The organism is Sphingomonas sp. HF-S4 (genome assembly GCF_032911445.1).
GTDB lineage: Bacteria > Pseudomonadota > Alphaproteobacteria > Sphingomonadales > Sphingomonadaceae > Sphingomonas > Sphingomonas agrestis.
In genome coordinates this window covers 800,014-824,413 of record NZ_JAWJEJ010000001.1, presented here as the reverse complement: position 1 = coordinate 824,413, position 24,400 = coordinate 800,014, and the positions used below count along the sequence as shown (strand labels likewise).

General features: G+C 67.5%; 21 protein-coding genes. 2 read left to right on the top strand and 19 right to left on the bottom strand.

The features are described 5' to 3' along the window. The 12 genes from RZN05_RS03575 to RZN05_RS03520 all read right to left on the bottom strand — a co-directional run bounded on the left by RZN05_RS03575 (position 1) and on the right by RZN05_RS03520 (position 12,517). Positions 1 to 762 carry a hypothetical protein gene (locus RZN05_RS03575; protein WP_317225249.1) on the bottom strand — a complete coding sequence of 254 codons (762 nt, stop codon included), beginning with the start codon at positions 760 to 762 and terminating at the stop codon, positions 1 to 3. 124 nt (positions 763 to 886) lie between these two features. Beyond that, on the bottom strand, positions 887 to 1,309 hold the full coding sequence (locus tag RZN05_RS03570) for a winged helix DNA-binding protein (RefSeq protein ID WP_317225248.1): 423 nt from the start codon (positions 1,307 to 1,309) through the stop codon (positions 887 to 889). Between the two features lie 256 nt (positions 1,310 to 1,565). Beyond that, positions 1,566 to 3,542 carry a PAS domain-containing protein gene (locus tag RZN05_RS03565; protein ID WP_317225247.1) on the bottom strand — a complete coding sequence of 659 codons (1,977 nt, stop codon included), beginning with the start codon at positions 3,540 to 3,542 and terminating at the stop codon, positions 1,566 to 1,568. Further along, positions 3,535 to 4,173, bottom strand: coding sequence for a chemotaxis protein CheX (locus tag RZN05_RS03560; protein WP_317225246.1), 639 nt, complete (start codon positions 4,171 to 4,173; stop codon positions 3,535 to 3,537). Before RZN05_RS03560 ends, RZN05_RS03565 begins: the two co-directional genes overlap by 8 nt. Beyond that, positions 4,170 to 4,553, bottom strand: coding sequence for a response regulator transcription factor (locus tag RZN05_RS03555; RefSeq protein WP_317225245.1), 384 nt, complete (start codon positions 4,551 to 4,553; stop codon positions 4,170 to 4,172). The genes RZN05_RS03560 and RZN05_RS03555 overlap by 4 nt, the downstream gene beginning before the upstream one ends. A gap of 60 nt (positions 4,554 to 4,613) precedes the next feature. Then, complete coding sequence (locus RZN05_RS03550; protein WP_317225244.1) at positions 4,614 to 4,847, bottom strand: hypothetical protein; 234 nt, start codon at positions 4,845 to 4,847, stop codon at positions 4,614 to 4,616. Beyond that, positions 4,844 to 6,772 carry a chemotaxis protein CheA gene (locus RZN05_RS03545; protein ID WP_317225243.1) on the bottom strand — a complete coding sequence of 643 codons (1,929 nt, stop codon included), beginning with the start codon at positions 6,770 to 6,772 and terminating at the stop codon, positions 4,844 to 4,846. The genes RZN05_RS03550 and RZN05_RS03545 overlap by 4 nt, the downstream gene beginning before the upstream one ends. Then, complete coding sequence (locus RZN05_RS03540) at positions 6,772 to 7,566, bottom strand: CheR family methyltransferase (RefSeq protein WP_317225242.1); 795 nt, start codon at positions 7,564 to 7,566, stop codon at positions 6,772 to 6,774. The genes RZN05_RS03545 and RZN05_RS03540 overlap by 1 nt, the downstream gene beginning before the upstream one ends. Positions 7,567 to 7,622: 56 nt before the next feature. Beyond that, complete coding sequence (cheB, locus tag RZN05_RS03535) at positions 7,623 to 8,699, bottom strand: chemotaxis-specific protein-glutamate methyltransferase CheB (RefSeq protein ID WP_317225241.1); 1,077 nt, start codon at positions 8,697 to 8,699, stop codon at positions 7,623 to 7,625. Further along, a complete protein-coding gene (locus RZN05_RS03530; RefSeq protein WP_317225240.1) occupies positions 8,696 to 10,066 on the bottom strand; it encodes a chemotaxis protein CheW in 1,371 nt (456 codons plus the stop codon). The genes cheB and RZN05_RS03530 overlap by 4 nt, the downstream gene beginning before the upstream one ends. A 2-nt stretch (positions 10,067 to 10,068) precedes the next feature. Next, complete coding sequence (locus RZN05_RS03525; RefSeq protein WP_317225239.1) at positions 10,069 to 11,985, bottom strand: methyl-accepting chemotaxis protein; 1,917 nt, start codon at positions 11,983 to 11,985, stop codon at positions 10,069 to 10,071. A 70-nt stretch (positions 11,986 to 12,055) separates the two neighbouring features. Continuing rightward, on the bottom strand, positions 12,056 to 12,517 hold the full coding sequence (locus RZN05_RS03520; protein ID WP_317227555.1) for an Lrp/AsnC family transcriptional regulator: 462 nt from the start codon (positions 12,515 to 12,517) through the stop codon (positions 12,056 to 12,058). 122 nt (positions 12,518 to 12,639) lie between these two features. Here RZN05_RS03520 and RZN05_RS03515 point away from each other — a divergent pair, with 122 nt between their 5' ends. Then, a complete protein-coding gene (locus tag RZN05_RS03515; RefSeq protein ID WP_317225238.1) occupies positions 12,640 to 13,698 on the top strand; it encodes a Glu/Leu/Phe/Val family dehydrogenase in 1,059 nt (352 codons plus the stop codon). A gap of 8 nt (positions 13,699 to 13,706) precedes the next feature. Then, positions 13,707 to 13,961, top strand: a complete 255-nt coding sequence (locus tag RZN05_RS03510) for a hypothetical protein (protein WP_317225237.1) — start codon at positions 13,707 to 13,709, stop codon at positions 13,959 to 13,961. Positions 13,962 to 14,006: 45 nt separating this feature from the next. Here RZN05_RS03510 and RZN05_RS03505 read toward each other — a convergent pair whose 3' ends face one another. From RZN05_RS03505 to RZN05_RS03475, 7 genes are all read right to left on the bottom strand, one after another. After that, positions 14,007 to 14,219, bottom strand: a complete 213-nt coding sequence (locus RZN05_RS03505; protein ID WP_317225236.1) for a hypothetical protein — start codon at positions 14,217 to 14,219, stop codon at positions 14,007 to 14,009. Between the two features lie 117 nt (positions 14,220 to 14,336). Then, complete coding sequence (locus tag RZN05_RS03500; RefSeq protein ID WP_317225235.1) at positions 14,337 to 15,866, bottom strand: chemotaxis protein CheW; 1,530 nt, start codon at positions 15,864 to 15,866, stop codon at positions 14,337 to 14,339. After that, positions 15,863 to 18,325 (bottom strand): methyl-accepting chemotaxis protein, encoded by a 2,463-nt coding sequence (locus RZN05_RS03495; RefSeq protein WP_317225234.1) that lies wholly within the window; start codon positions 18,323 to 18,325, stop codon positions 15,863 to 15,865. The genes RZN05_RS03500 and RZN05_RS03495 overlap by 4 nt, the downstream gene beginning before the upstream one ends. Positions 18,326 to 18,481: 156 nt before the next feature. Next, positions 18,482 to 20,677, bottom strand: coding sequence for an aldehyde oxidoreductase molybdenum-binding subunit PaoC (gene paoC, locus RZN05_RS03490; protein WP_317225233.1), 2,196 nt, complete (start codon positions 20,675 to 20,677; stop codon positions 18,482 to 18,484). 3 nt (positions 20,678 to 20,680) lie between these two features. Then, the gene (locus RZN05_RS03485; RefSeq protein ID WP_317225232.1) at positions 20,681 to 21,631 is read right to left on the bottom strand and encodes an FAD binding domain-containing protein; all 951 of its coding nucleotides are present in this window, start codon (positions 21,629 to 21,631) and stop codon (positions 20,681 to 20,683) included. Next, entirely contained in the window at positions 21,628 to 22,257 is a 630-nt protein-coding gene (paoA, locus tag RZN05_RS03480) for an aldehyde dehydrogenase iron-sulfur subunit PaoA (RefSeq protein WP_317225231.1), read from the bottom strand. The genes RZN05_RS03485 and paoA overlap by 4 nt, the downstream gene beginning before the upstream one ends. A 330-nt stretch (positions 22,258 to 22,587) precedes the next feature. After that, a complete protein-coding gene (locus RZN05_RS03475) occupies positions 22,588 to 24,399 on the bottom strand; it encodes a DUF885 domain-containing protein (protein WP_317225230.1) in 1,812 nt (603 codons plus the stop codon). Position 24,400: the final 1 nt, after the last annotated feature.

The following is a 24,400-nucleotide window of genomic DNA, read 5'->3' as shown; positions in this document are numbered from 1 at the left end:
CTATTTCGCCATCGCCCGCAGCGGCGCACTTTCGGGATATTCGGCAAGCGATCGCGAGAGCAGCGTCGCGGCCTCGCTTTCGCGGTCGCCCGCACGCAGCACCCGAACGAGGAGCGCAGCGCAATCGTCGCGCCCCCAGCTCGGCCGCAGCGCGCGCGGCGGCTCGGGCGGCTGGTCGAGCGCAGTGCGCAGGAATTTCTCCGCCGCCCTGCTGCCGCCATATTCCTTGGGCGTGGTATAGTCCGCAAGCGCGCGGGCGTAGAGCACCCGGATATTCGCCGGGCCAGCCTCGATTGCGCGCTCGAGCGCGTCGCGCGCCTGCCCGATCGCCTCGCCCATTTGCTCGGGACTCGCGGCGACGATCCGCGACCCGGCGACGAGGCTGAGCAGCGCATGACTCTCGGCGTCGGGCGAGGGGATTCCTGCCAGCCGGTCATACGCTTCGCGCAGTACCGCAGCGGCCTCGGCCTTGTGCCCCGCGCGCAGCAGCGCATTGGCGTGCAGATACTCGGCATAAGCCAGCCAATAGGGGAGGTAATAAGCGCGCTGCCCGGTCCGGGCCGGCGCGGCGGCCCGCAGGTCGGCGGCGATTGCGGCCAGCGCCGCCGGGTCGCCGCTGGTGACGCTGGCGAGCCGCGCCTGCTGGATGCGCTTCTGGATGTCGGTCAGGTCCGCCGCGGGGGCCGCCTGTGCCTGCGATGCCCCTACCTGGCTGGCGACTGCGGCCCAGGACCCCGATGCGAATAGTATAATTCCAATCATCGCTGCGTTAGATGCGAGGCGATTCACGATTTTTTCTTGGTATTTAATATCGAGCATCTCGAACAGTTCCCGAATCATCTCGTAACTCTATGAATAAAAGCATCGCTATCTTTACATCGCACCACTAATGCCGATCGTCCTTCGCCTCAAAAGCTCCACGAGTAGGTGCTGCGGCAGCGCGCCCGTCCAGGCCTTCGAGCAGCCGGATCATCGTGCGCTGGGTATCCTCAGAGAGGCTGAGATAGGTTCGCCGCCGGTTACCCGGATCAGAGGTGCGCTCGACGATCCCCCTAGTGGTCAGCATCTTGAGCCGGCGCAGCGCCGTCGCGGTGGGCACCGCCGCGGCGGCGCATACGCTGGTGACGGTGACTCGCTTGCCCTCGAGTTGCGCGACCATCAGGTCGAGCATCATGTCCCAGGCCGGATCGGCGAACAGGTCGTCGCCGAAATAGCGTTCTCGCAGGCGACGCAGGCGGATGATCTGGCGAACGCGCGTGGCGGGCGGAACCGGGGCAAGCCTGCGAGGAATTGCCGCGGTCACCGGCATCCCGCATCGCCGGTAGGTCCGTTGTTCTCTTCGCACGCCATGCCGGGCACCCGCTCCCCCTTTCGGCAGCGCAGGCAGACAGCACGACCGCACCTTCACAGCGGGCAATTCGGATCATGCTATGGCCGGAACGCTGAACAACACACGGGAAGCTGGGCGAGGATCATCCGGCGCCTACCGTATGACAACGGCAACTCGCCCCGAAATGGCGGCTTCAGCGTCGAACTTGGATCAAGCCGGACCGGTCCCAGGCGGGTCAGGCCCGGCCGAGCGTCTCGCGCACCCGTTCGGCGAGCGCGGCGAAGGTGAACGGCTTCGAGATCAGGTCGACGCCGGCTTCGAGCCGGTCGTCGCGCATGATCGCGTCGCGCGTATAGCCCGAGGCGAACAGCACCTTGAGCTGCGGGTGCATCGCGCGGGCACGCTCGGCAAGTTCGTCGCCGGACATCTGCGGCATCACCACATCAGTCAGCAGCAGGTCGATCGAGAAGTCCTCGCGCTCGAGCAGGCGGATCGCCGACACGCCATCATGCGCCTCGACCACGCGGTATCCCAGCTCGCGGAGGATGCCGACTGTATAGGCGCGAACCTCGTCGTCGTCCTCGACGACCAATACGGTTTCGGAACCGCCACTGGCCTCAGCGGGGGTATTCTCCCCTTCCAAGAAAGCCCCGGCATCCTCGGACTTGCGACCGAGCAGCAGCCGTACCGTAGTCCCCTCGCCTTCCGTGGACTCGATCTCGATATGCCCGCCCGATTGCTTGGCGAAGCCATAGACCATCGACAGTCCGAGCCCGGTCCCCTTGCCGACTTCCTTGGTGGTGAAGAACGGATCGAACACCTTGGCCACGGTATCGGAAGACATGCCGATGCCACAGTCGGCGACCGAGATCGCAACATAGGAACCCGGCTGGACGCCATCGGCGGTCGCGGCGGCGCCCAGTTCGACGTTGCGTGCACTGATCGTCAGCGAACCGCCGTCGGGCATGGCATCGCGCGCGTTGACCGCAAGGTTGAGGATCGCGTTCTCGAGCTGGTGCGGGTCCGCCTCGACCGGCCAGAGATGGGGATCGGTGACGATCTGGATCGCGATCGATTCGGAAATCGACCGTGTCAGCAGGTCGGACATCCCCGCGAGCAGCCGCGCCACGTCGATCGTCTTGGGGGCGAGCGGCTGGCGTCGCGAAAAGGCGAGCAGCCGCTGAGTCAGCGAGGCAGCTCGCTCCGCACCCTTTAGCGCGCTCTCGAGCGCGCGCCGGGCGCGCGGATCGGTGCCGGTGTCGAAGCGCCGCAACACGGTATCGATATTGCCGATGATGATCGTCAGCAGATTGTTGAAGTCGTGCGCAATGCCGCCGGTAAGCTGGCCCACCGCTTCCATCTTCTGTGCCTGGCGCAGCGCTTCCTCGGCTTCGCGGCGCTCGGCGACTTCCTGCTCGACACGGGTCTCGAGCGTGTCGTTCCACTCGCGTAGCCGGGCTTCCTGCTCCTTGGAAGCCGTGACGTCATAAACCACGCCGACAAGCCGATAGCCGACGCCTTCGCGGACGATCTCGCCGCGCCGGGCAATCCACCGCGTGCTGCCATCGTCGCTGCGCCGGATGCGGAATTCGCCGTCGAGCGTCTCGGGTATGTTGCCATGGCCGGGTTGCGGGATCAGCTGCGGCCCATCGAACTGGACGACGTTGTTGATCGTCCGCACCGGCAACACCGAAGCCGGATGCAGCCCGAGCAGCGCGCAGAATTCAGGCGAGACCGTCGCGGTGGCGAAGCCGTCGGCATATTCGAACGTGCCGATCCCGCCCGCCGACTGGGCGATGCGCAGCCGCTCCTCGGTACGCTTGCGCTCGGTGACCTCGACCAGCAATCCGGTGAAGCGCACCGGCACGTCCTCGGCGTCCAGATGGCTTTGCCCGCGACCATGCATCCACAGCATCGCCCCGTCGGGGCCCAGGACACGGAATTCCTTCGAGAATATCTCGGCGCCGGCGAGCATCCCGGCAACCGCGATACGGATCCGCGGGCGATCCTCGGGATGGATCGCCTTGAAGAACAGATCGGTGCGGATGCCGGCGTGCGCGGCGTCTGGATCGAGCCCGTAGAGCTCGGCAAAGCGCGCGTCGACGTACAGCCGGTCCGCGGCGATGTCCCAGTCCCAGGTGCCGCTGGTCCCAGCCGCCGCGAGGTTTGCACGCATGCCCGCACCCTCGTCGCTGATGCTGGATTCAGCCATCGGTCCCGACGACGCGAGCGATGAACTCGTCGAGCAACTCCTTGAGCACCTCGAGCGAGGGGATGTCCATGATCATCGCGATATAGCCGCGAATGTCGCGATTGCGGACGGCGAAGTCGATATAGAGGAAGAGGACGAGCCCGTCGGCAGCGCTCGCGTCATCGATCTCGAACAAGGTTGCGCCATTGCCGCGCAGCACCTCGGGAATCGTCATGGTCAGCGATCGCTTGAGCATGTTGGCCATCGTCGCGAGGCACGAATTGAGGATGACGTTACCGGTCTCGGTCAACGCCTCTTGCTCCATATCGACGACTTCCTGGGCGTTGAGCGCATCGCCGGTCACCGCGCGGACCAGCTCGAGACTGTTGCTCTCCGGGAAGATCAGCAGCGCTCGCCCCGAGAACGGCCCGGCAAAGTCCTGGCGCACCGCCACCAACTCGGCGACTTCGCGCTCGCTGATCAGCCGGGCAGCGCGGCGCTGGCTGACCACATCGATCGCCGGGACCGACAAGGTCACCTGGTCGCCGATCATTTTCCGAAGGTTCGACGCAGCGCGGCTGACGCCGATATTGACGATCTCGGTCAGCGCATCGCGTTCGAGCTCGGCGAGCGCCACGCTCTCGGGGATCATGCTCCGGCCGATCGCAGCCGCAGCGCCGCGCCCGAGAGGAACCCTTCGAGGCTGTCGGCGGTGACCGGCTTGGCGACGAACGCCGCGCCGATCTCGCGGGCGCGGGCGACGATCTCGTCCTGGATATTGGCAGTGATGATGGCGAGTGGCATTTCAGGTCGGAGAGCGCGCAGCTCGGCGGCGAGTTCCAGCCCGTCCTTCTCGGTCATGTTGAAATCGATCAGCGCGACGTCGACCTCGCGCGCGCCGACCACCTCGAGCGCCTCGGCAGCGCTGCCCGCCTCGACCTTCTGCCATTCGGGCTGGAGCTCGGCGAGCGCCTTGCCCGCGACGATCCGTGCCAGCTTGCTGTCGTCGACGATCAGGACGGTAACGGGCATTCGGATCTCCAGGGCACTGCGCGGGCCGTACTGTCGGCATAGCGCCCAGGTACAGCAATGTCATTGCAGTAGGTTAACGAAATATCGTGCGAGAAATGCATTGGTGGGACTGCCCTGAACAGTCGGACGCACTGCGAGCAGGACCTGCGCGACCGCTAGATGCATCCGCTGCACCTCGGCGAGATCGACGATCCGCGCCGCGCTCTCCTGCAACGCCACGAGCAGCGCCTCGGCATCTTCCGCCTGGCAGCGTCCCACAAGGAGAATTACCTCGCCTTCGACCCGGACGCTCATGCCGCAAGCGCCGGAAGATCGAGAACGAGCAGCACACCGCCGTCGCCGAGCAGCGCCGATCCGGTGACACCCGGGACGCTGGAAAGGATGCCACCCGGCGGGCGCACCAGCGCGTCGATCCGCTCGGCGAACCCGTCGACCTTGAGCGCGACACGCTCGCCCGCGGCGCGCGTGACAAGCAGCTTGGCGGTGGCCGAGGGGGTATCGGAACCTCCGAGCAGCGCAGCGAGACTCAGCACCGGCACGGTGTGCCCGCGCAGCACACAGGCAGCGCCGGATCCCACCGGCATCAGCGCGGCGGCATCGACACGAAATGTCTCGACGATCTGGTCGAGCGCGACGCCGTAGCGGTCGCCTCCCGCCTCGACGACGAGCAGCCGGGTGGTGAGGGCATTGGCGGGCAGGCGCAACGCGAAGCGGGTGCCCCTGCCCGGCTCGCCGGCGAGATCGATCGTACCGCGCAGCCGCTCCACCGCGGCCTGGACCGCATCCATGCCGACGCCGCGACCCGAGACTGCAGTGACCTCAGGCGCGGTCGAGAAACCCGGCGCGAAGATCAGCCGCAGCGCCGCTGGGTCGGAGAGCTTGGCAGCCGCCTCCTCGCCGATCACGCCACGCGACACGGCAGCGGTGCGGATCCGTGCGGGATCGATCCCGGCGCCGTCGTCGTCGAGGGTGATGCGGATCGCGTCGCCCTCGCGGGCCACCGCCAACGTGACCCGCCCCTCGACAGGCTTGCCCGCCGCCGCCCGCGCGTCCGGGGTCTCGATGCCGTGGTCGATCGCGTTGCGGATAAGGTGCAGCAGCGGCTCGAACAGCCCGTCGGCGATCTGCTTATCGACTTCCAGACCCTCGCTCGAGATGATGAAGTCGACTTGCTTGCCGAGCGCCGCTGCGATCTCGCGCGCGACGCGCGGCAGGCGGCGCAAGGTCGGGGCGAGCGGCACCAACCGTACCGCGCTGACACTCCGGTGCAACTCGCCCGCCACGCGCTCGATATCGGCCTGCACCGTGCGGATGCCGGCGGCGAGCGTACGATCGATGGCCTCGGCGCGCTCGGCCAGGGCGGCGAAGCCGTTGACCGCGACGACGAGTTCGCCGAGCCCGTCGGCCAGCGCATCGACGCGCGCGGCATCGACCCGCAGCATCGCATTGGTGCGTCCTGCGGCTTCAGCAGGCGCGGTATCGGCAGTGGCGGGGTCGATGCGATGCAGCGCTATCCGATCGGGAACCATCCGGAACGCTGCGCGCATCGCGTCGATCGGCGCCGCACTCAGCCCTTCGAGGACCGACACGCACGCAAAGGGCTCGATCGCTTCGAGCGACGGCCATGCTCCCTCCGCAGGCAGGATAGCGAGCGTCAGCAGCTCTGGCACCTCCGCCGCGATCGCCAGCGGATCCTCGCCACGGAAGAAACAGGCGGGATCGGGGGCATAGCGAAACGCGGTCAGCGGCCGATCAGCGGCTTCGATCGCCTGCCATTCGCGCTCCGCAAGCGGACCGAGCCAATCGGGTGGCGCAGTATCCGTCTCCGCAGCATCCGGCGCCGCTGCGGTGCCTGGCAGCCGGGCGAGCGCCTTTGCGGCAATCTGCTCGGCATCGGCCCCAATCGCGCCGCGCTCGATCTCGTCGATCCAGCGATCGACGGCATCGAGGCACGCGACCAGACCGGCTACCGCGCCGGCATCGAGCGCCCCCTTCCCCTTGCGCGCGCGTTCGAGCGCATCCTCGGCTGCGTGGAGCACGCGCTCGGCCGGTCCCATCGGAAAGATGCACACCGAGCCCTTGAGCGTGTGGATCGCCCGGAACGCACTGTCGATCGTCCCGGCGTCACCGGGATCGCGCGCGAGCACGTCGAAGTCGGACGCCGCCTGTGCGACGAGATCGCGCCCTTCGATCAGGAATTGCTCGAGCAGCTCGTCCATCACGGCTTACGATAGACGATTGCGTCTTCAAGGCGAGCCATGACGAACCGGTCGCTGATCCGCGTCATCGATTCGCTATGGCCGAGGCAAAGATAGCCGCCGGGCGCCAGGCTCTCGAACAGGTTTTCCGCAGCCTTGGCGCGCGAGGCTTCGTCGAAATAGATGAGCAGGTTCCTACATAGGATCACGTCGAACGTGCCGAGCGGCGCCAGCGTCGCACGATCGACGATGTTGGCCGGCGCGAAGCGCACCGATTCGCGCAAATCGTCGATGATTTTCCGCCGATGTCCGCGTTCGGGCTCGAAATAGCTCTCGATCACCTTGGGCGGCAGCTTGGCCAGCGCGCGTGCGGCGTAACCCCCGGCGCGGGCCTGGTCGAGCACATGGGTGTCGAGGTCCGACCCGACGATCTCGATATTGTATGCGTCGACCAGCGGCCAGTTCTCCAGCAGCCAGATCGCGATCGAATAGGCTTCCTCGCCGGTCGAGCACGGCATCGACCAGATCCGCACGAGGTCGCCCGGGCGGCGCGTGCGGACCAGCTCGGGCAATATTTCGCGGCTCAGCGCGGCGAGCTGGTGGTCCTCGCGGTAGAAATAGGTCTCGTTGATGGTGAAGGCATTGATCAGTGCCTCGCGCTCGGCAGGGTCCGAGGCGGCGCGCGCGAAATAGCTGCGCGCATCGGCGATCCCCGTCTTCGTCATCCGCGCCCCGACCCGGCGCTCGATATAATAAAGCTTGTTCGCGCCGAAGATCATCCCGCTCCAGCGATAGAGCAGTTCGGTGACCCGCATGATCTCATCCTGCGAGAGCGTGGGTGGTGCATTTTCGGGTGGAGGGCCGGCGTCGCTCACCGCGCGAACAATGTCGTCAACTCGCCGGCAATCCGGTCGAGCGGCACAACGAATGACGCGCCGTCTGCACCGACCAGCGCGCCGGGCATGCCCCATACCACCGCGGTATCCGCCGCTTCGGCGATGGTGACGCCGCCGCGCGCCTTCAGTTCGGTCATCGCGCGGGCGCCATCGGTGCCCATCCCGGTCATCAGCACCCCAATCAAGTTGGAAGGATCGAGCTGTGTCATCGCGCTCTCAACGACCCGATCGACGCTGGGGTGCCAAAACAGCGCGGGATCGCTCGGCGCGGCGATCGCCGTCAGCGCGCCCGCGCGCCGCGTGACGAGAATATCGGCGTCGCCGCGTGCAATGTAGATATTGCCGGCGAGCAGCGGCGCCGAGCGGACGACCTCGCTGACCGGGAGCGCGCAGAGCCGATCGAGCCGTCGCGCGAGCGGGCCGGTGAAGCTCGCCGGCATGTGCTGCGCGACGAGGATCGGCCAGGGGAAATCGGAGGGAAGCCGGCCGAGCAAGGCATCGAGCGCCGCCGGCCCGCCGGTCGAGCAGCCGACCAGGACAAGGCCCTCGGCGGGCAGGCCGGCGCGGCGCGGGCTAGAGGCAAGTGGCGTGGGTGCCGGTGTTGGGGTGGGCGTGCCCAGAGCGCGAACTCGCTCGCGGAGCCGGGTCGCGCGCGAAATGCGGGCGCCCGCCGCGGCGCGCACCTTGGCGACGAGTTCGGGGACGACCGCATCGATCTCGAGCGAGACCGCACCGCGCGGCTTGGCGATGAAATCGACTGCGCCCAGCGCCATCGCCTCGAGCGTCTCGTCGGCGCCCTCGGCAGTGAGCGACGAGACCATCACCACCGGGCAGGGTCGGATCAGCATGATCTGGTCGAGGCAGGCCAGCCCGTCCATGCCGGGCATATGGATGTCGAGCGTCACCACGTCGGGCGCGAAATCGGTCAGCCGCGCCAATGCTTCAGCACCGGAGCGCGCCACCTCCACCTCGAAATCGCCGGCGGCGGTGAAGATATCGGTGAGCAGCCGCCGCATCAGCGGCGAATCGTCGACGACCATCAGCTTTGTCACGGTGTCGACACGGCGCCTTTCGCTGATATGCCGCGCAGCAGGTCCTGCTCGGCGCGGTCGAGGAGTTCGCGCGGGGAAACGATCAGCACGATCCGCTGTTCCTCGGGGAGGTTGACGATCCGATCGAACACGCGCGTCTCGGCATTGCCCAGATCGGGTGCCGGACGCAGTGCGTCGGCTTCGACGCGAAGAACGTCGGACACCGCATCGACGACGAAGCCGGCACTGAGGTCGCCGATGCGCACGACTACCACGCGGCGCTTGCGGCCCGCCGCTGCCTCGGCCCCGAAGCGACGCGCCTGGTCGATCACCGGGATCACCTGGCCGCGCAGGTTCATCACGCCCTGGACGAAGGCCGGCGCCCTGGGCAGCCGGGTGAGCTTGGCGGGCAGCATCGCCACTTCCTCGACCGCACCGATCGGCAGGCCGAATTCGTCGTCGCCGACGCGGAACAGCAGAAACTGCTCGTGTGGCTGCGTTTCGCGTACGGTCTCGTCCATGTCGTGCCGCTCTGCCCCCTGGAACAAGCGCGCGGTGATGTCGTCGCGCAGCAATTGATCGGCTGCGAGCACCGAGACGAGCCGGTTGCCGCCATCGAGCCGGCAGATCGCCTGGATCCGCGCCTCGGCCCCGCCGCGCGCGAGTACTTGCGGCACCGGATCGATATCGTCCTCGGCGACGCGCAGTATCGAGCGCATCGCATCGACGACCAGACCGACGCGGTGCACGCCGATCCGCACTACGAGCACCCGCCCCTTGCCGTCGGTGCCCGGCAGCGCGAGCAGGGTGCGAAGCGACAGGATCGGGAGCAAGGCGCCGTCCAGCGTGGTGCTGCCGACCACGGCGGGATCGGCGAGCGGCATCCGGGTGATGTGTTCGGGCAGGGAGAGGACATGCTCGACTATGGCGATGGGAACGGCGAATTCCTGGTCGCCGATCGCGAAGACCAGCAATGGCAGGGTTTCGGCGGTGAGTTCGGGTTGCAGTTCCCCCTCGGACATGCCCGAGCCGACCGAATGGCGGACCCCGGTAGCGGGGATAGAATTTGATATTAACTCCGCAATATCAATGGCTTGTAAATCACTCGCGTCGAGCTGGGTGGAGACCTGGTCGACCGCCAGGCCGATCGGTTCGCCCTGATCGACGATGACGACGCGGCGCTCGCCTCCCGAAGGACGCTCGACCAACGTGGCGAGCGAAAGGACGGGGACCACGGCCCCGCGGATATTGGCAAGCCCCATCAGCGCGGGGGGCGCATGGGGCACGCGGGCGAGGCGTGGCATCCGCGCGACTTCACGAACGATTCCAGAGGGCAAGCCGAAGCTCTTGTCACCGACTTCGAGTGCCAGCAACCGGTCGCCCGCCACGCTCAGCCTTCCCGCGCGGCGAGCACGGTGGCGATCGACGCGATCTCCTCGATCGCCGCGGCGAGCGCCTCGGCTCCCTGGGCCTGCTGCCGCGCGGCCGCCCCCGCCTCGCGCACCGCATCGACCGCGATCTCGGCCGCCTCGGCGATCTGGTCGGTGCCGCCGCGGACCTCGCGGACCGAGCGGAGAATGTCCTCGGCACCCGCCAGGATCGCCGTATTGGCCGATTGCGCGGCCACAAGATCCTCTCCAACGGCCGAAAAACGGTCCAACATGGCGCGGTTTCGGCCGATTTCGGCCTCTGCCGCGCCCGAAACCTGCTCAAGATCGCGCCGAACCAGCGCAACCTGGTCCTGAATCCGGCGAACCACGTCGCGCGCATGATCGGTGCCGAGCGCCGCGTCGCGCGAAAGCTTGCGGATGTCGCCCGCGACGGTCGCGAAGCCGCGCCCCGCCTCGCCCGCGCGCGTCGCCTCGACCGATCCGCTGACCGCGAGCATCTTGGTCTGCACCGAGACGAGCGCGAGATTGTCGGTGATCTTCTCGATCCGCCGCCCGGTCTCGCTCAATGTCGTGAGCAGCCCGATCACTGCGCGGACCTCGTCCAGCGACGACTCCACGCCGCTCGCCAGCCGCTCGACCGCACTGCGCCCCTCGTCGACGCTCGCCACGATCGCGCCGATCCGCTCGGCGGCGGCGGCGGCGCGCACCTGCGACACTTCGGCCGACTTCTCGATCTGGCTCATCGCCGCATTGGCCTGCTGCGTCGCCGCGCCCTGGAGCTGGGCACCGCGGGCGATCTGCTCGAGCGCGACCTGGATCTGGCTCGACGACCCCGACATCTCCTGCACCGTCGCGGACAATTGCTCGGCCGCGGCGGCGACCTGCTCGACCGCGACCTGATCGGTTTGATCGTCGACCAGCGCCTGGACCATCGCGCCCAGCGCCTCGGCGGTCTGCTGGCTCTCCTCGAGCGAGGCGCTCTGCTGCTCGATCGCCTGCTGCGCCTCGGCGGCGGCGGCAGACTGTTCCTCCGCGGCTGCGGCAACCTGCTCGGCGCCCTTCTCGGCTTCGCGCGCGGCGATCTCGGCTTCGTTCGACGCCTGGACGATCGCCTGCGCGCCCTGGCCGAGCGCGACCAGTTCCCCGCGCGCCGCCTTGAGACTCACCACCACGTCGCGGCCCAGCCCGGCCTCGCGCGTCGCCAGTTCGGAGGCGGCACGGACGCGCTCGGCGATCGTCTTGACCTCCGCGGAAACGCGCTCGGCGAGCTGCTGGATGTCGCTCGCGCTCGCTTCGGAGCTTTCCGCCAGCGCGCGGACCTCGTCGGCGACCACGGCGAAGCCGGTCCCGGCATCGCCCGCGCGCGCCGCCTCGATCGTCGCGTTGAGCGCGAGCAGGCTGGTCTGGTCGGAGACGTCGGCGACGCCCTGGCCGATCTCTCCGATCCCGCTCGCCACCGCCTCGAGCGAATTCATCACCTCTGCGGTCGCGAGCTGCCGCTGCGCGTTGAGATCGATCGCCGCGACCGAAACCTCGATCTGGATGCCGATCTCGGAAAAAGCGTCCTGGGCGGCGCCGGCCTGGCGAAGCGCCGCTTCGGCGCCTTCGCGCGCATCGCGGAAATTGACGGTGAGCGCGCCGATCAGGCCCAGCGATTCCTGCGAAGCGCCCGCAGCTTCCTCGGCGCTGCTCGAAATGCTGTCGACCGCGCGCTGCAATTCGCCGGCCGCCGCCGCCGCTTCGCCGATACCGCTGGCCAGCTCCTGGGTCGCCTGGTCCATCCGCTCGAGCGCGTTCGCCGGACGCCTGGCCTTGCGCGGCGCGGCGGCGCGGACGCTCGGCGGCGCTTCGGGTGGCTCGCTCGACGCTGCGGGTTTCGCTCGCGAACCGAGCGTCGACTTCTTCACAAGCGCCATGCGGGAGGGGTCTCGAATTGGTTGTGGAGCCGATACGTTAGGCCAAGCGCCCGCCCGAGACCAGCGGCGTCTAGAGCGGCAGCTCGAGCGTCGACTTGATCTCGGAGAGCGCTACCGTCGAAGTGATCTCCTGGATTCCGGGCAACTTGCTCAGCTTGTCGAAGAAGAATTTCTCATAGGCTTCGATGTCGGGGGCGACGATGCGCAGCATGAAGTCGGTCTGGCCCATCAAAACATAGGCATCGAGCACCTCGGGGAAGCCGCGGATCGCCGCGCTGAACTCGTCGAGGTTCGAGCGGCCATGCGCGTTGAGCCGCACCTGCGCGAAGATATGCGCATTGAGCCCGACTTTCCGGCGATCGATCACCGCCACCCGGCCCCGGATCACGCCCTCGCGCTCGAGCCGGTCGACGCGGCGCCAGCAGGGCGAGGCCGAGAGGCCGACCTTGGCAGCGAGTTCGGCAGTTGTCTGGCTCGCATCGCGCTGGAGCTCGCGGAGGATTCGTTTTTCGAAGGGGTCTAAATCGGTCATGTTGACCCGCATATCGCGATATCCGGGATAGATCATCCAATAATCTGCGCCAGTCATACGAAACGAGGTCAGTTTGTCCCCGTTCGATCGGCGATACAGTCGCGTCCAGTAAGGAGTCCGACGTGGCATTCGAGATAGACCGACAGCTCTCGCCCGAGAGCGTGCATGTGTTCCGCGACGAAGCGAGCGGACTCGACGCGGTGATCGCGCTGCATTCGACTGCACTCGGCCCCGCCGCGGGCGGATGCCGGCTATGGCAGTATGCAAGCGGCGAGGATGCCGCTGCCGATGCCTGCCGGCTGGCCGAGGGAATGAGCTACAAGAACGCGCTGGCCGGGCTGCCGCTCGGCGGCGGCAAGGCAGTGCTGCGGCGCCCCGAAGGCACCTACGACCGCCGGAAGCTGTTCGCCGCGTTCGGACAGGCGGTGCGCGAACTGGGCGGGCGCTACGTCACCGCCGAGGATGTCGGGACGAGCGTGGCCGATATGGAGACGGTGCGCGACGAGACGCGGCACGTCGCCGGGCTGCCGGCCAGGGGCGCGGCGCCGGGCGGCGATCCGTCGCCCTGGACGGCGCGTGGCGTCTTCCTGGCGATGCAGGCCGCGGCGGCGCGACGGCTCGACCGCGGGCTCGGCGAATGCACCGTCGCGATCCAGGGCGTCGGCCATGTCGGGTCCGCGCTGGCGGGGATGCTCCACGCGGCGGGGGCGAAGCTGATCGTCGCCGATATGGATGCAGCAGCCGTCGCGCGCGTCTCCGTGGCGACCGGCGCGCAGACTGCGAGCCTGAGCGGCATCCTGACCGCGAATGCGGATATCTTCGCGCCCTGCGCGCTGGGCGGCGTGCTCAACCATGCCAGCATCGCCCGCCTTTCGGCGAAAGTCGTGTGCGGCGCGGCGAACAACCAGCTCGCCGAGCCCGAGGACGGTACGCGGCTCGCCGATCGCGGCGTGCTCTATGCCCCCGATTACGTCGTCAACGCCGGCGGGATCATCAACGTCGCCGCCGAGTATCTGGGCTGGTCGCAGGCGGAGGCGGCAGCGCGGGTCGAGGCGACGCCGGCGCGGCTGCTGGCGGTGCTCGACCAGGCACGCGCGCGCGGTGTCGCGAGCAATGTTGCCGCCGACCAGCTGGCGCGCGCGGCGATCGCCGCGGGCGGCATGGCGCGGCGCGCGGCCTGAGGTTCGGGATGCGGACGCGGTTTCGGATCGTCGGGGCGGAATCAGGCGAACTGCTGCTGCGGGTGGTGAACCTGTTCGTGCAGCAGGGGCTGACGGTGGAGACACTGTCGGCAGTGGCGGCGGATGGCGGATACAACGTCGAAGTCGAGGTGCTGGACGGGTCGCCGGCGCGGGTCGAGCTGGTGACCGAGAAGCTGCGGGCTTTGGTGCTGGTGCGGGCGGTAGAGGCGGTGGCGGATTTGCCTGAGCGAGTGGCGGCTTGAGTAACGGAACCAGAAATCGAACGGCCGATTTTGGGTGGAGAGCCGTCACTCGGCGCGGCGGACACCGGGTATAAAGCGCACGAACATGATCACTCCGACTATTGCCCAGATTGCGGAAAATTGCTTTCCATGGCCTCCGAGTAGCCGCCACTCGAAGTAGTTGTTGGCGAACGCTGCCAGCAGTATCGCCACATACACCCCAACGAAAATTCGCTGGAGCGTAGTGGGCGGTGCGTCGTTCCATTCGTAGCTGCTCATCTCCACTCTATGGCCGTCGCTCTGAATGTCCGCAATTGGGGCGTTTCCGGACAGTCCATTTGTGGATCGAATCCCTTCCTAAACCCCTCCCTTTCAGGGAGGGGAATGAGAAAGCCGTTATGCCAGCCGCACCGCCTCTTCGGCCAAGTCGCAGAGCGTAACCGCTTCCGATCGGTCGCCGAGCTTCGCGTCGATGAAGAAGCTCGCGGCGTCGTCGCCGTTCATGCCCGGGCGGCGATGCACCGCCGAGCGCGACAGGGTCTCTAGCTTGTCGACGACGAGGCCGTTGAAGCCGCCGTCCTTCTCGACCACCAGCACCACCGCGTCGGGACGATCCCCCCCCATGCCGTTCCCGGCAAGGTCGAGCAGCGGCAGCGGTGCGCCGTTGTAGCTGGCGATGCCCTGCAGCCCCGAGCCTTCACGGTTGAGCCCGGTGCGGGCCTCGGGGAACGGGATGATCTGCTTGACCGAGGCGAGCGCGGCGGCGCGGCGGCGGTCGCCGGCGACGAAGACGAGATAGGGCTGGCGATCCTCGGCCGTGGCAGGCCCGGCAACCGCCCCGCGCGCGGGCGCGGCGGCTTCGCGGCTGAGCGCGCCGATCATGCGCAGCGGATCGCTGTTGGTCAGCGCGTCGCCGTCGAGCAGCAGGTTCTGCCGGCCCTCATGATCGACGATCGCGCCGCGGAACAACGTGAGTTGCTCGGCGAGCGCCTGGGGCAGCGGGCGGATCGAGCGCTCGGTGATCGGCAAGATGCGCTGCACCCGATCGATCTTGAGCCCGAGCAGCCGCTTGGCGTCGAGGCGAAGGATGATCACCGCACCGCCGGGAAGGTCCGAGGCGCGGCCCGACAGGCCGAACAGCGCGAGATCGTCGACCACCGGCACTTCCTGGCCGAGATATTCGACGACACTCACCCATTTGCTCGACGGCGCCGGGCTGGGGCGCAGCAGCGCGTTGGGGACAGTGGCGACCACCAACGCTGCATCGAGCGCGATATTGGCGCCGGCGACGGTGACCAGCACTACCGCGCTGCGACCGCCGGCGCCCGCGGCCTCGGGCGCGGCGCGCTGCTCGGCGGCATGCGGCACGCCGGGGAGCGCGAGCACCGCGGCGGGATCGATCAGCCCGACCAGCGCGTCGCCGTGCGGGAACGTGCTCGACACGATGCGGTGGTCGCCGGCCGTGTTGACTGCGAAGGGCTGAATCGACTCGCGCGCGATCCGGGCGAGCCCCGACACCGAATCCATGACGATGCCGATCAGCGCCTGGGCGTGGCGCAGGATCAGCACGACCCCGCCCCCGCCTTCGCGCGCGCCGAAGCCGAGCTGGCCGGCGATGTCGAGCACCGGGATCACCCGGCCACGGATCACGATCGATCCGGGCGAGATGTCGGCGCCCGAGAAGCTGGGTTGCAGCTTTGCCGGGAGCGGCACGACTTCGCGGACGCTCTCGGCCGGGACCGCAAGCTCGCGGCCGCACAGCTGGACCAGCCCGACATCGATCTGGCCGGGCTCGGCCTCGACCAGGCTGGCCTGGGCATCGTCGATCGGCGTGGCGTCATCGTCCGTGACGAGCGCGCGCAAGGCCTCGACGGCGCCGGGCGGCGGGAGCGCAGCCGCCGCGCCGAGCACGGCGAGCGCGTTCATCCGTGTGCCTGGGTCGAAGAGGCGAGCTCGCCGATCATGTCGACGACCTTCAAGGTGACTTCTTCCTGGCTGTCGGCCGAGTTGGCGATCTGGCTGATCGAGCGCGCCGTTTTCTCGACGCTCTGGACGATGCCTTCGAAGGCATTGCGCGCGCTCTGCGAACGCTCGGTGCCATGCGCGACGCGCTCGCTCGATTCCTCGATCAGGCGCGAGATCTCGGTCGCCGCCTCTGCACTGCGCTCGGCGAGCTTCCGGACTTCCTCGGCGACGACCGAGAAGCCGACGCCGTGCTCGCCGGCACGCGCCGCCTCGATCGCGGCGTTGAACGCGAGCAGATTGGTCTGGCTGGCGAGCTCGCCAATCACGCCGACGATCTTGGCGATCTGGCTCGACGACTTGCTGATCAGCTCGATCGATTCAATCGCGTTGTTGATCGCGGCGCTGCCCTGGGTGGCGGCGCTCTCGGTCTCGCCGGCCAGCACCGTCGCGCCCTGCGCGCCTTCGGAGATGCTGGTGATCGACTTGGTCAGCCGCGCGACCATGCCCTGCATTTCCTGGCTCTTGGTGGCGATCTTAGTCTCGAGCTCGACCTGGGCCGAGATGTCGTAGGCGTGCTTGATGACGCGGACCGGCTTGCCCGACAGATCGTAGACCGGGCTGTAGCTCGCCTGGATATGGACGTCGCGGCCGTACTTGCCGAGGCGGTGGAAGCGGCCGGTATGCGTCTCGCCGCTGTTCAGGCGACGCCAGAAATCGCCATATTCCTTCGACTTGAGATACTCCGGCATGCAGAACATGCTGTGGTGCTGGCCGACGATCTCGCGCAGCGAATAGCCCATCACCGCGAGGAAATTGCCGTTGGCGGTGAGCACGTTGCCGTCGAGGTCGAACTCGATCGTCGCCTGGCTGCGCTCGATCGCGTCGAGGCGGTTCTCGACTTCGATCGAGCGGAGCTTGTCCTCGGTGACGTCCATCGCATAGGTGACGAGCTTGTAGGGCTTGCCGCAGGTATCGAAGATCGGGTTGACCGTCGCGCGGATCCAGACCTCGCGCCCGCCCTTGGCGATGCGCTTGAACTCGCCCGACAGGAACTCGCCGTGCGAGACGCCCTCGGCGCGCTGGCGATAATCCTCGCTCGCCGCGACTTCGGGCTCGAGCAGCATGCGCTGGTCCTTGCCGCGCAGTTCCTCGATCGAATAGCCGACCATCTTGAGGAAATTCTCGTTGGCGTAGAGCACGGTGCCATCGAGCGTGGTCTCGAGCACGCATTCGGCGCGGCTGATCGCATCGACCTTGCCCTGGAACTCGAGCGCCTTGAGCTTGGTGTCGGTCATGTCGGTGGAATATTCGACGACCTTCCACGGCTTGCCGTCAAGATCGAGGATCGGATTGAAGCTCGAGAATACCCAGATCTCGCGGCCGTCCTTGGTGACGCGGCGGAAATCGGCGGCCTCGGGCTCGCCGCGGCCCATCTTGTACCAGAACTGGCGATAATCCTGGTGGATGTGACAGCCCGGATGGGTGGTTTCCTCGTGGTGGAGCCCTTCGAGCTCTTCGCGGCGATAGCCGAAAATGCCGCAGAACATCTCGTTGGCGGCGAGCAGCTTGCCCGACAGATCGTATTCGGCGACGCCATGCTGGCGGCCGACGGCTTCCACCTTGCCCTCGGCCTCGGCCGCGGCGAGGCGCTGGGCCGTGACGTCCATCGCGTATTTCACGATCTTCACCGGGCGGCCGCGCAAGTCGAGGATCGGGTTGTAGGTCGCCTGGATCCAGATCTCCTTGCCGCCCTTGGCGAGCCGCTTGAACGCGCCCGAATGATATTCGCCGCGAGCGAGCTTCTCCCAGAACTGGGCATATTCGGCCGAGCGCGCCTGCTCGGCGGTGCAGAACATGCGGTGGTGCTGACCCTCGATTTCGCCCAGCTTGTAGCCGGTGACCTTGAGGAAGTTCTCGTTGGCGGTGAGCACGTTGCCGCCGAGATCGAACTCGATCACGGCCTGGGCACGGCTGATCGCCGAGAGCAGGCCCTCGTGCAGGATGCTTTCCTGCTTGGTGTCGGTGACGTCCATCGCGATCTTGATGATGCGCACGACGGTGTCGTCTTCGAGCACCGGATAATATTTGGCGCGGATCCACACTTCGCGGCCGCCCTTGGCGACGCGCTTGAACTCGCCGTCCTTGGCAGTGCCGCTGCGCAGGCCGAGCCAGAACAGCTCATAGTCCGAGCTGCCGGCGAACGCGGTGTCGCAGAACAGGCTGTGATGCTGGCCGATCACTTCCTCGGGCGCATAGCCCATGAAGCTCAGGAACAGATCGTTGGCGCGCAGCACGGTGCCGTCGGGCGAGAATTCGATCACCGCCTGCGATTGATCGAGCATCATGCCCAGTTGTCGAAGCATCGCCTCGGGCGACTGGGCGGTGGGCTTGTCGACTGCCTTGTGCGCGTTTGCGGTCATCGGTTGCCTTGATCCTGTGAGCGCGGTCAGGATCGGCGCCTCGAACGATTTCGAGTAATCGCAAGTATCCGGACCGGCCCACATATTATAGGCGACCAAAAGACCCGGCCTCGTCCCTAGGTAAAGCTACGGATATCCCGCGATTAACCAGACGGGTCAGACGAGTGCAGGCAGCCGATCGAGGAACTTGTCGAGCGTGACCGGATAGTCGCGCACGCGCACGCCGGTGGCGTTGTATACCGCGTTGGCAACCGCCGCGCCGACGCCGCAGATGCCAAGCTCGCCCACACCCTTGGCCTTCATCGGCGAGGACATCGGATCGGTCTCGTCGAGGAAGATGACTTCCTGATGCGGAATGTCGGCATGGACCGGAACTTCGTAGCCAGCGAGGTCGTGATTGACGAAGAAGCCGAAGCGCTTGTCGATCGCCAGCTCTTCCATCAGCGCCGCGCCCGCGCCCATCGTCATCGCGCCAATCACCTGGCTGCGCGCCGACTTGGGGTTGAGGATGCGCCCCGCGGCGCACACCGCGAGCATCCGGCGGATGCGGATCTCCCCGGTCCAGGCATCGACCGCGGCTTCGACGAAGTGGCCGGCGAAGGTGGATTGCTGATATTTCTTGTCGAGGTCGCCATATTCCATGATGTCTTCGGCGACGATCTCGCCGCCGGAAGCGGCTTGGGCGAGCGGCGCGCTGCGGTTACCGGAGCGAACCTTTCCGTCGGCGAATGCAGAATCGGCAGAATTGAAGCCGAGTTTCGCGGCGACTGCCTCGCGCAGCTTGACGCACGCGGCATAGACGCCGGCGGTGGCGCTGTTGGCGCCCCATTGCCCACCCGAGCCGGCGGAGACGGGGAAGCTCGAATCGCCGAGCTTCACATCGACGCGATCGAGCGGAAGCCCCATCATCTCGGCGGCGGTTTGCGCGACGATCGTGTAGGTGCCGGTGCCGATATCGGTCATGTCGGTCTCGACCACGACGCGACCGTTCGGCGTCAGCCGGACGCGTGCCGCCGACTTCATCACCAGATTGTTGCGAAACCCGGCGGCGACGCCCATCCCGACAAGCCAGCGGCCGTCACGTATCGAGCCAGGCTTGGCATTGCGTTTCTGCCAGCCGAAGCGATCGGCACCCATGCGCAGGCATTCGATCAGCTGGCGTTGCGAGAAGGGCCGCTCGGGCTTTTCCGGATCGACCTGGGTATCGTTTGCAATGCGGAACGCGATCGGATCCATGCCGAGCTTCTCGGCGATCTCGTCGATCGCGATCTCAAGCGCCATCAGGCCCGGTGCCTCGCCCGGCGCGCGCATCGCATTGCCTTCGGGCAAGTCGAGCACCGCGAGCCGCAACCCGGTCATCCGATTGGCGCCGGCATAGAGCAGCCGCGTCTGCTGCGTCGCGGTCTCGGGGCCGCCGCCCGGCAAGTCGCCCGACCAGCTCTCATGCCCGATCGCCGTGATCTTGCCGTCCTGCGTCGTGCTGATGCGGATGCGCTGGATCGTCGCCGGGCGGTGCGTGGTGTTGTTGAACATCAGCGGCCGTTGCAGCGCCACCTTGACCGGGCGCTTGGCCGCGCGTGCGCCCAGCGCGGCGAGGATCGCATCGGCGCGGACGAACAGCTTCCCGCCGAACCCGCCGCCGATATAGGGCGAGATCAGGCGGACCTTTTCCTTGGGAATGCCGAGCGTCTTGGCGACATCGCCCTTGCTCCACGCGATCATCTGGTTCGAGGTCCACAGCGTCAGGCTGTCACCCTCCCAGGCGGCGATCGATGCGTGCGGCTCCATCATCGCATGGGCATGATCGGGCGTGGTGTAGGTCGCGTCGAGCTGGACCGGGGCGGCAGCGAAAGCGCCGGCAAAGTCGCCGACCTTGACGTCGGGCTGGCCCTTGGGCGGCTCGGCACCGTCCCTGGCCGCGGCGAGATCGAACTTGCCCTTCGCCCGGGTGTAGTCGACCCGCACCAGCGCCGCCGCCGCGCGTGCCTGCTCGAAGCTCTCGGCGACGACCAGCGCAACGGCCTGGTGATAATGCTCGATCTCGGGGCCGCCGAGCAGCCTGGCGGTGTTGTTGCTGCCCAGGCCGAGCTTGCCGGCATTGTCGGCCGTGACGATCGCGATCACCCCCGGCGCGGCCTTGGCATCGGTCAAGTCGATCGAAGCGATCCGTCCCTTTGCGATCGCCGCGCCGACGACATGACCATAAGCCGGATTGGCAACGACGTCGTGGCGCTCATACGCGTAGGGCGCGCGGCCGGTGGTCTTGAGCGGACCGTCGATCCGATCGGTGGATTTGCCGACCAGCTTGAGCTGGTCGATCGGATTGGTGCCTGCGGGCGTATCGAACTTCATGGCTCAGCCCTTCGCCTGCGCCAGCACCGCGCCGAGCGTGCGCTCGACCAGCGTCAGCTTGAAAGCATTGTCGTGCGTGGTCTTGGCGCCCGCCAGCAGCGCCGCGGAAACCGCCTTGGCGCCGCGCTTCATTTCGGTCTCGGCAGCCTCGACCCGCCAGGGCTTGTGCGCGATACCGCCGACCGCGACGCGCCCGCTGCCGTCGCGCTGGACGATCGCGCCGACCGAGATCAGCGCGAAGGCGTACGACGCGCGGTCACGGACCTTTTGATAGATGTGGATGCCGCCGACCGGCTTGGGCAGGCTTACCGCGGTGATGAATTCGCCGGGTTCGAGCACGGTCTCGATATGCGGCGTATCGCCGGGCAATCTGTGGAAGTCGGCGATCGGGATCGCGCGGGTCGCGCCATCGGGCTTGACCGTTTCGACGCGCGCGTCGAGCGCGCGCATCGCCACGGCCATGTCGCTGGGGTGCGTCGCGATGCAGGCATCGCTCACGCCCACCACGCCCAATTGCCGGCTATACCCGCCGATCGCCGCGCAGCCGGTGCCGGGCTTGCGCTTGTTGCACGGCTGGTCGGTGTCGTAGAAATAGGGGCAGCGGGTCCGCTGGAGCAGGTTGCCCGCGGTCGTCGCCTTGTTGCGCAACTGGCCCGAGGCGCCGGCGAGCAGCGCGCGGCTGAGCAGTGCATAGTCTTTCCGCACGCGCTTGTCGGCGGCGAGATCGGTGTTGCGGACCAGCGCACCGATGCGGAGGCCGCCCTCCGATGTCTTCTCGATCGTGTCGAGCCCAACGCCGTTGACGTCGACCAAGTGCGTCGGCGCTTCGATCTGGAGCTTCATCAGGTCGAGCAGGTTGGTCCCGCCCGCGATGAACTTGGCGCCCTGGACGCGGGTAGCGGCAGCTGCGGCCTCGGCGGGCGTGGTCACGCGCTCATAGGTGAAGGGTTTCATGCGCGTTTCCCCGCAACTTCGGTGATCGCATCGACGATGTTCGAATAGGCCCCGCAGCGGCAGATGTTGCCGCTCATCCGCTCGCGCAGTTCAGCCCCCGTCACGCGGGGCTTGGCGTTGAGGTCGGCGCTGACATGGCTGGGGATGCCGGCCTTGATCTCGTCGAGCACCGCCACCGCCGAGCACACCTGCCCCGGCGTGCAATAGCCGCATTGATAGCCGTCATGGACGACGAATGCCTTCTGCATCGGGTGCATCTTCTCGGGGGTGCCAAGGCCCTCGATCGTGGTGATCTTGTCGCCTTCGTGCATCACCGCGAGGCTGAGGCACGAATTGATCCGACGCCCGTCGACGATCACCGTGCATGCGCCGCACTGGCCGTGATCGCAGCCCTTCTTGGTGCCGGTGAGATGGAGATGCTCGCGCAGCGCGTCGAGCAGGGTCGTGCGGGTATCGACCTCCAGCTCGCGCCTCGCACCGTTGACCGTCATCGCGACTTTCATGGCAGTGGGGTTCGCCTCCGGCAAAGGGGTTTGCGCGCGCACGGGCGGAACCGCCGCGATCGCGATCGAGCTGCCCCCGCCCACCAGCACGCCGCGTCGCGTAACGCCATTGTCTTCGCTCATCTCGTCCTCCCGTCCTGCCGGTCAACGTGCAGCGCGGCCCGCCGGTTCAATACCCCGGCAGAATTAGGCAGCCGTGGCGCGAGCATATCGCGGAACACACGCCCGCTCCATCGCTTTGACGGGCACCCAGGGCGTATCGACATTCAAGCCTTGAAGTTGATCGAGCATTCAAATCCTCCCCCGGGAGGGGGAGGTGGCAGCCGTAGGCTGACGTAGGGGTAGTCTCCACGGGCGATGTCGCTTGTGGAGACTACCCCTCCACCGCTTCGCGGTCCCCCTCCCCCTCCGGGGGGATCTGCCGTCGTAGTACTTGCTGAATGGCGATACGCCCTATGCGGTCCGCGCGTCGACCACGCGCTCGAGCACGGTCAGCGGCATCGCGCCATCGAGCAACACGTCATGGAAAGCGCGCGGATCGAAGGCCGCGCCCTGCCTGGCCTTCACCTGATCGCGCAGCCGCACCCACATCGTATGCCCGATCTTGTAGCTGCACGCCTGGCCCGGCCAGACGGTGTAGCGGTCGATCTCGTTCTGGCTGCGGCCGCGCGCGATGCCGGTGGTGGCGATGAAGTAATCGGTCGCCTTCTCGCGCGACCAGCGCTTGTGGTGCAGCCCCGAGTCAACCACCAGCCGCGTCGCACGGAACAACAGCGACTGGAGATAGCCAACCTGGCCGAGCGGATCGCCGTCGAACATCCCCATCTCTTCGGCCAATTGCTCCGAATAGAGCGCCCAGCCCTCGGTATAGGCGTTGAAGTCGGCGCGGCGGCGGATCAGCGGGATGTTCGGCGATTCGAGCGCGAGCGTGACCTGGAGGTGGTGCCCGGGGACCGCCTCGTGGTGGGTCAGCGTCGCGAGGCCGAACTTGGGTCGATCGAAGGTGTCGCGCAAATTGATGAAGTAGATCGCCGGCCGCGAGCCATCGAGCGAGGCGTTCTGGTAGTAGCCGCCCGGCGAGCCGGCCTGGATCGACTCGGGCACGCGGCGGACCTCGACCGGCGCCTTGGGCAGCGATCGGAACTGCTCGCCGAGGCGCTTCTGCATTGCGACGACCTGCGCTCGCAGCGCTTCGAGCAGCGCTTCGCGGCCGGGATCGGCGTTGGGGAAGAGCTGGTCCGGGCGCTTGTTGAGCGCGACCAACCGCTCACCGACGCTCCCCTGCGCCATGCCCTGCGCCTTGAGGATCGTGTCGATCCGCGCGCCGATCTCGGCGACCTGGTCGAGCCCGAGCTGGTGGATCTCGGCGCCCGTCAGGCTGGTGGTGGTCGCGGCCTGCGCAGCCGCGCTGTAATAAGCGTCGCCATCGGGCAGGCGCCATACGCCGGCGTCGTGCGTCGCATTGGCGCGCAGCCCGGTGACGAGCGCGCGCTGGCGGTCGATCGCGGGGAAAATGCGCTCGGCGACGATGCACTCGGCCTTGGCGACTCGGTCGGCGGGCAGCCTGGCGGCGGCGAGCTTGGCCTTGAGCGCGTCGACCATCACCGTCTCGCCGGCCGGCTGGTCGCGCATCGCGGCGATCTGCTTGAGCGTGGTATCGAGGATATAGTCGGGGGCGAACACGCCGCGCGCCGCATCGGCGCGCTGGCGGGTGGTGTCGTTGTCGATCGCCTTCGGAAACGCTTCGAGCCGCGCCAGATAGGCGTCGGCATCGGCGGCGTTTTCGACGCGATGCTGCGAATCGAGAAAGTCCGGTATGTCGCGATAGGCGCCGCCCAGCTGGCTCAGCACATAGGGCGAGAAACCATCGCTGTTGGTACCATATCGAAAGCGCGCTGCTGCGGCGATATTGCGTTCGAGCTGGTAGGCGACGACTTCCTGGTCGAGCTTCGCCGCGGGCGACAGCCCGGCGGGGGCAATCGCGCGCAGCTCGGCAAGCTCGCGCTTCGATCGCGCGGTCGCCCTGGCGAAACCCGCCGCCGAATTGTCGCTGAGCTTCGCCCGCAGCCCCGCCCGCCCGCCGGTGTCGAGCCCGAGCTGCGTAGCCGCCTCCGGAGAGTCGGCCAGCCGATCGTAGAAGAAGCGGTCGAGCAGCGCCGAAAGCTTCTTGTCGGCCACGGCCTGGCTGCGCGGCGCCGCGGCGGCGGGCCATGCAGCGGCAAGCGACGCCGCGCTGGCTCCGGCGAGGAATTGACGACGGTCCATC

Excerpts from the sequence above, each read along its gene's own strand:
- RZN05_RS03575 (WP_317225249.1), bottom strand. The coding sequence starts at position 762 with ATGATTGGAATTATACTATTCGCATCGGGGTCCTGGGCCGCAGTCGCC.
- RZN05_RS03570 (WP_317225248.1), bottom strand. The coding sequence starts at position 1,309 with ATGCCGGTGACCGCGGCAATTCCTCGCAGGCTTGCCCCGGTTCCGCCC.
- RZN05_RS03565 (WP_317225247.1), bottom strand. The coding sequence starts at position 3,542 with ATGGCTGAATCCAGCATCAGCGACGAGGGTGCGGGCATGCGTGCAAAC.
- RZN05_RS03560 (WP_317225246.1), bottom strand. The coding sequence starts at position 4,173 with ATGATCCCCGAGAGCGTGGCGCTCGCCGAGCTCGAACGCGATGCGCTG.
- RZN05_RS03555 (WP_317225245.1), bottom strand. The coding sequence starts at position 4,553 with ATGCCCGTTACCGTCCTGATCGTCGACGACAGCAAGCTGGCACGGATC.
- RZN05_RS03550 (WP_317225244.1), bottom strand. The coding sequence starts at position 4,847 with ATGAGCGTCCGGGTCGAAGGCGAGGTAATTCTCCTTGTGGGACGCTGC.
- RZN05_RS03545 (WP_317225243.1), bottom strand. The coding sequence starts at position 6,772 with ATGGACGAGCTGCTCGAGCAATTCCTGATCGAAGGGCGCGATCTCGTC.
- RZN05_RS03540 (WP_317225242.1), bottom strand. The coding sequence starts at position 7,566 with ATGCGGGTCACCGAACTGCTCTATCGCTGGAGCGGGATGATCTTCGGC.
- RZN05_RS03525 (WP_317225239.1), bottom strand. The coding sequence starts at position 11,985 with ATGGCGCTTGTGAAGAAGTCGACGCTCGGTTCGCGAGCGAAACCCGCA.
- RZN05_RS03520 (WP_317227555.1), bottom strand. The coding sequence starts at position 12,517 with ATGACCGATTTAGACCCCTTCGAAAAACGAATCCTCCGCGAGCTCCAG.
- RZN05_RS03510 (WP_317225237.1), top strand. The coding sequence starts at position 13,707 with ATGCGGACGCGGTTTCGGATCGTCGGGGCGGAATCAGGCGAACTGCTG.
- RZN05_RS03505 (WP_317225236.1), bottom strand. The coding sequence starts at position 14,219 with ATGAGCAGCTACGAATGGAACGACGCACCGCCCACTACGCTCCAGCGA.
- RZN05_RS03500 (WP_317225235.1), bottom strand. The coding sequence starts at position 15,866 with ATGAACGCGCTCGCCGTGCTCGGCGCGGCGGCTGCGCTCCCGCCGCCC.
- RZN05_RS03495 (WP_317225234.1), bottom strand. The coding sequence starts at position 18,325 with ATGACCGCAAACGCGCACAAGGCAGTCGACAAGCCCACCGCCCAGTCG.
- paoC (WP_317225233.1), bottom strand. The coding sequence starts at position 20,677 with ATGAAGTTCGATACGCCCGCAGGCACCAATCCGATCGACCAGCTCAAG.
- RZN05_RS03485 (WP_317225232.1), bottom strand. The coding sequence starts at position 21,631 with ATGAAACCCTTCACCTATGAGCGCGTGACCACGCCCGCCGAGGCCGCA.
- paoA (WP_317225231.1), bottom strand. The coding sequence starts at position 22,257 with ATGAGCGAAGACAATGGCGTTACGCGACGCGGCGTGCTGGTGGGCGGG.
- RZN05_RS03475 (WP_317225230.1), bottom strand. The coding sequence starts at position 24,399 with ATGGACCGTCGTCAATTCCTCGCCGGAGCCAGCGCGGCGTCGCTTGCC.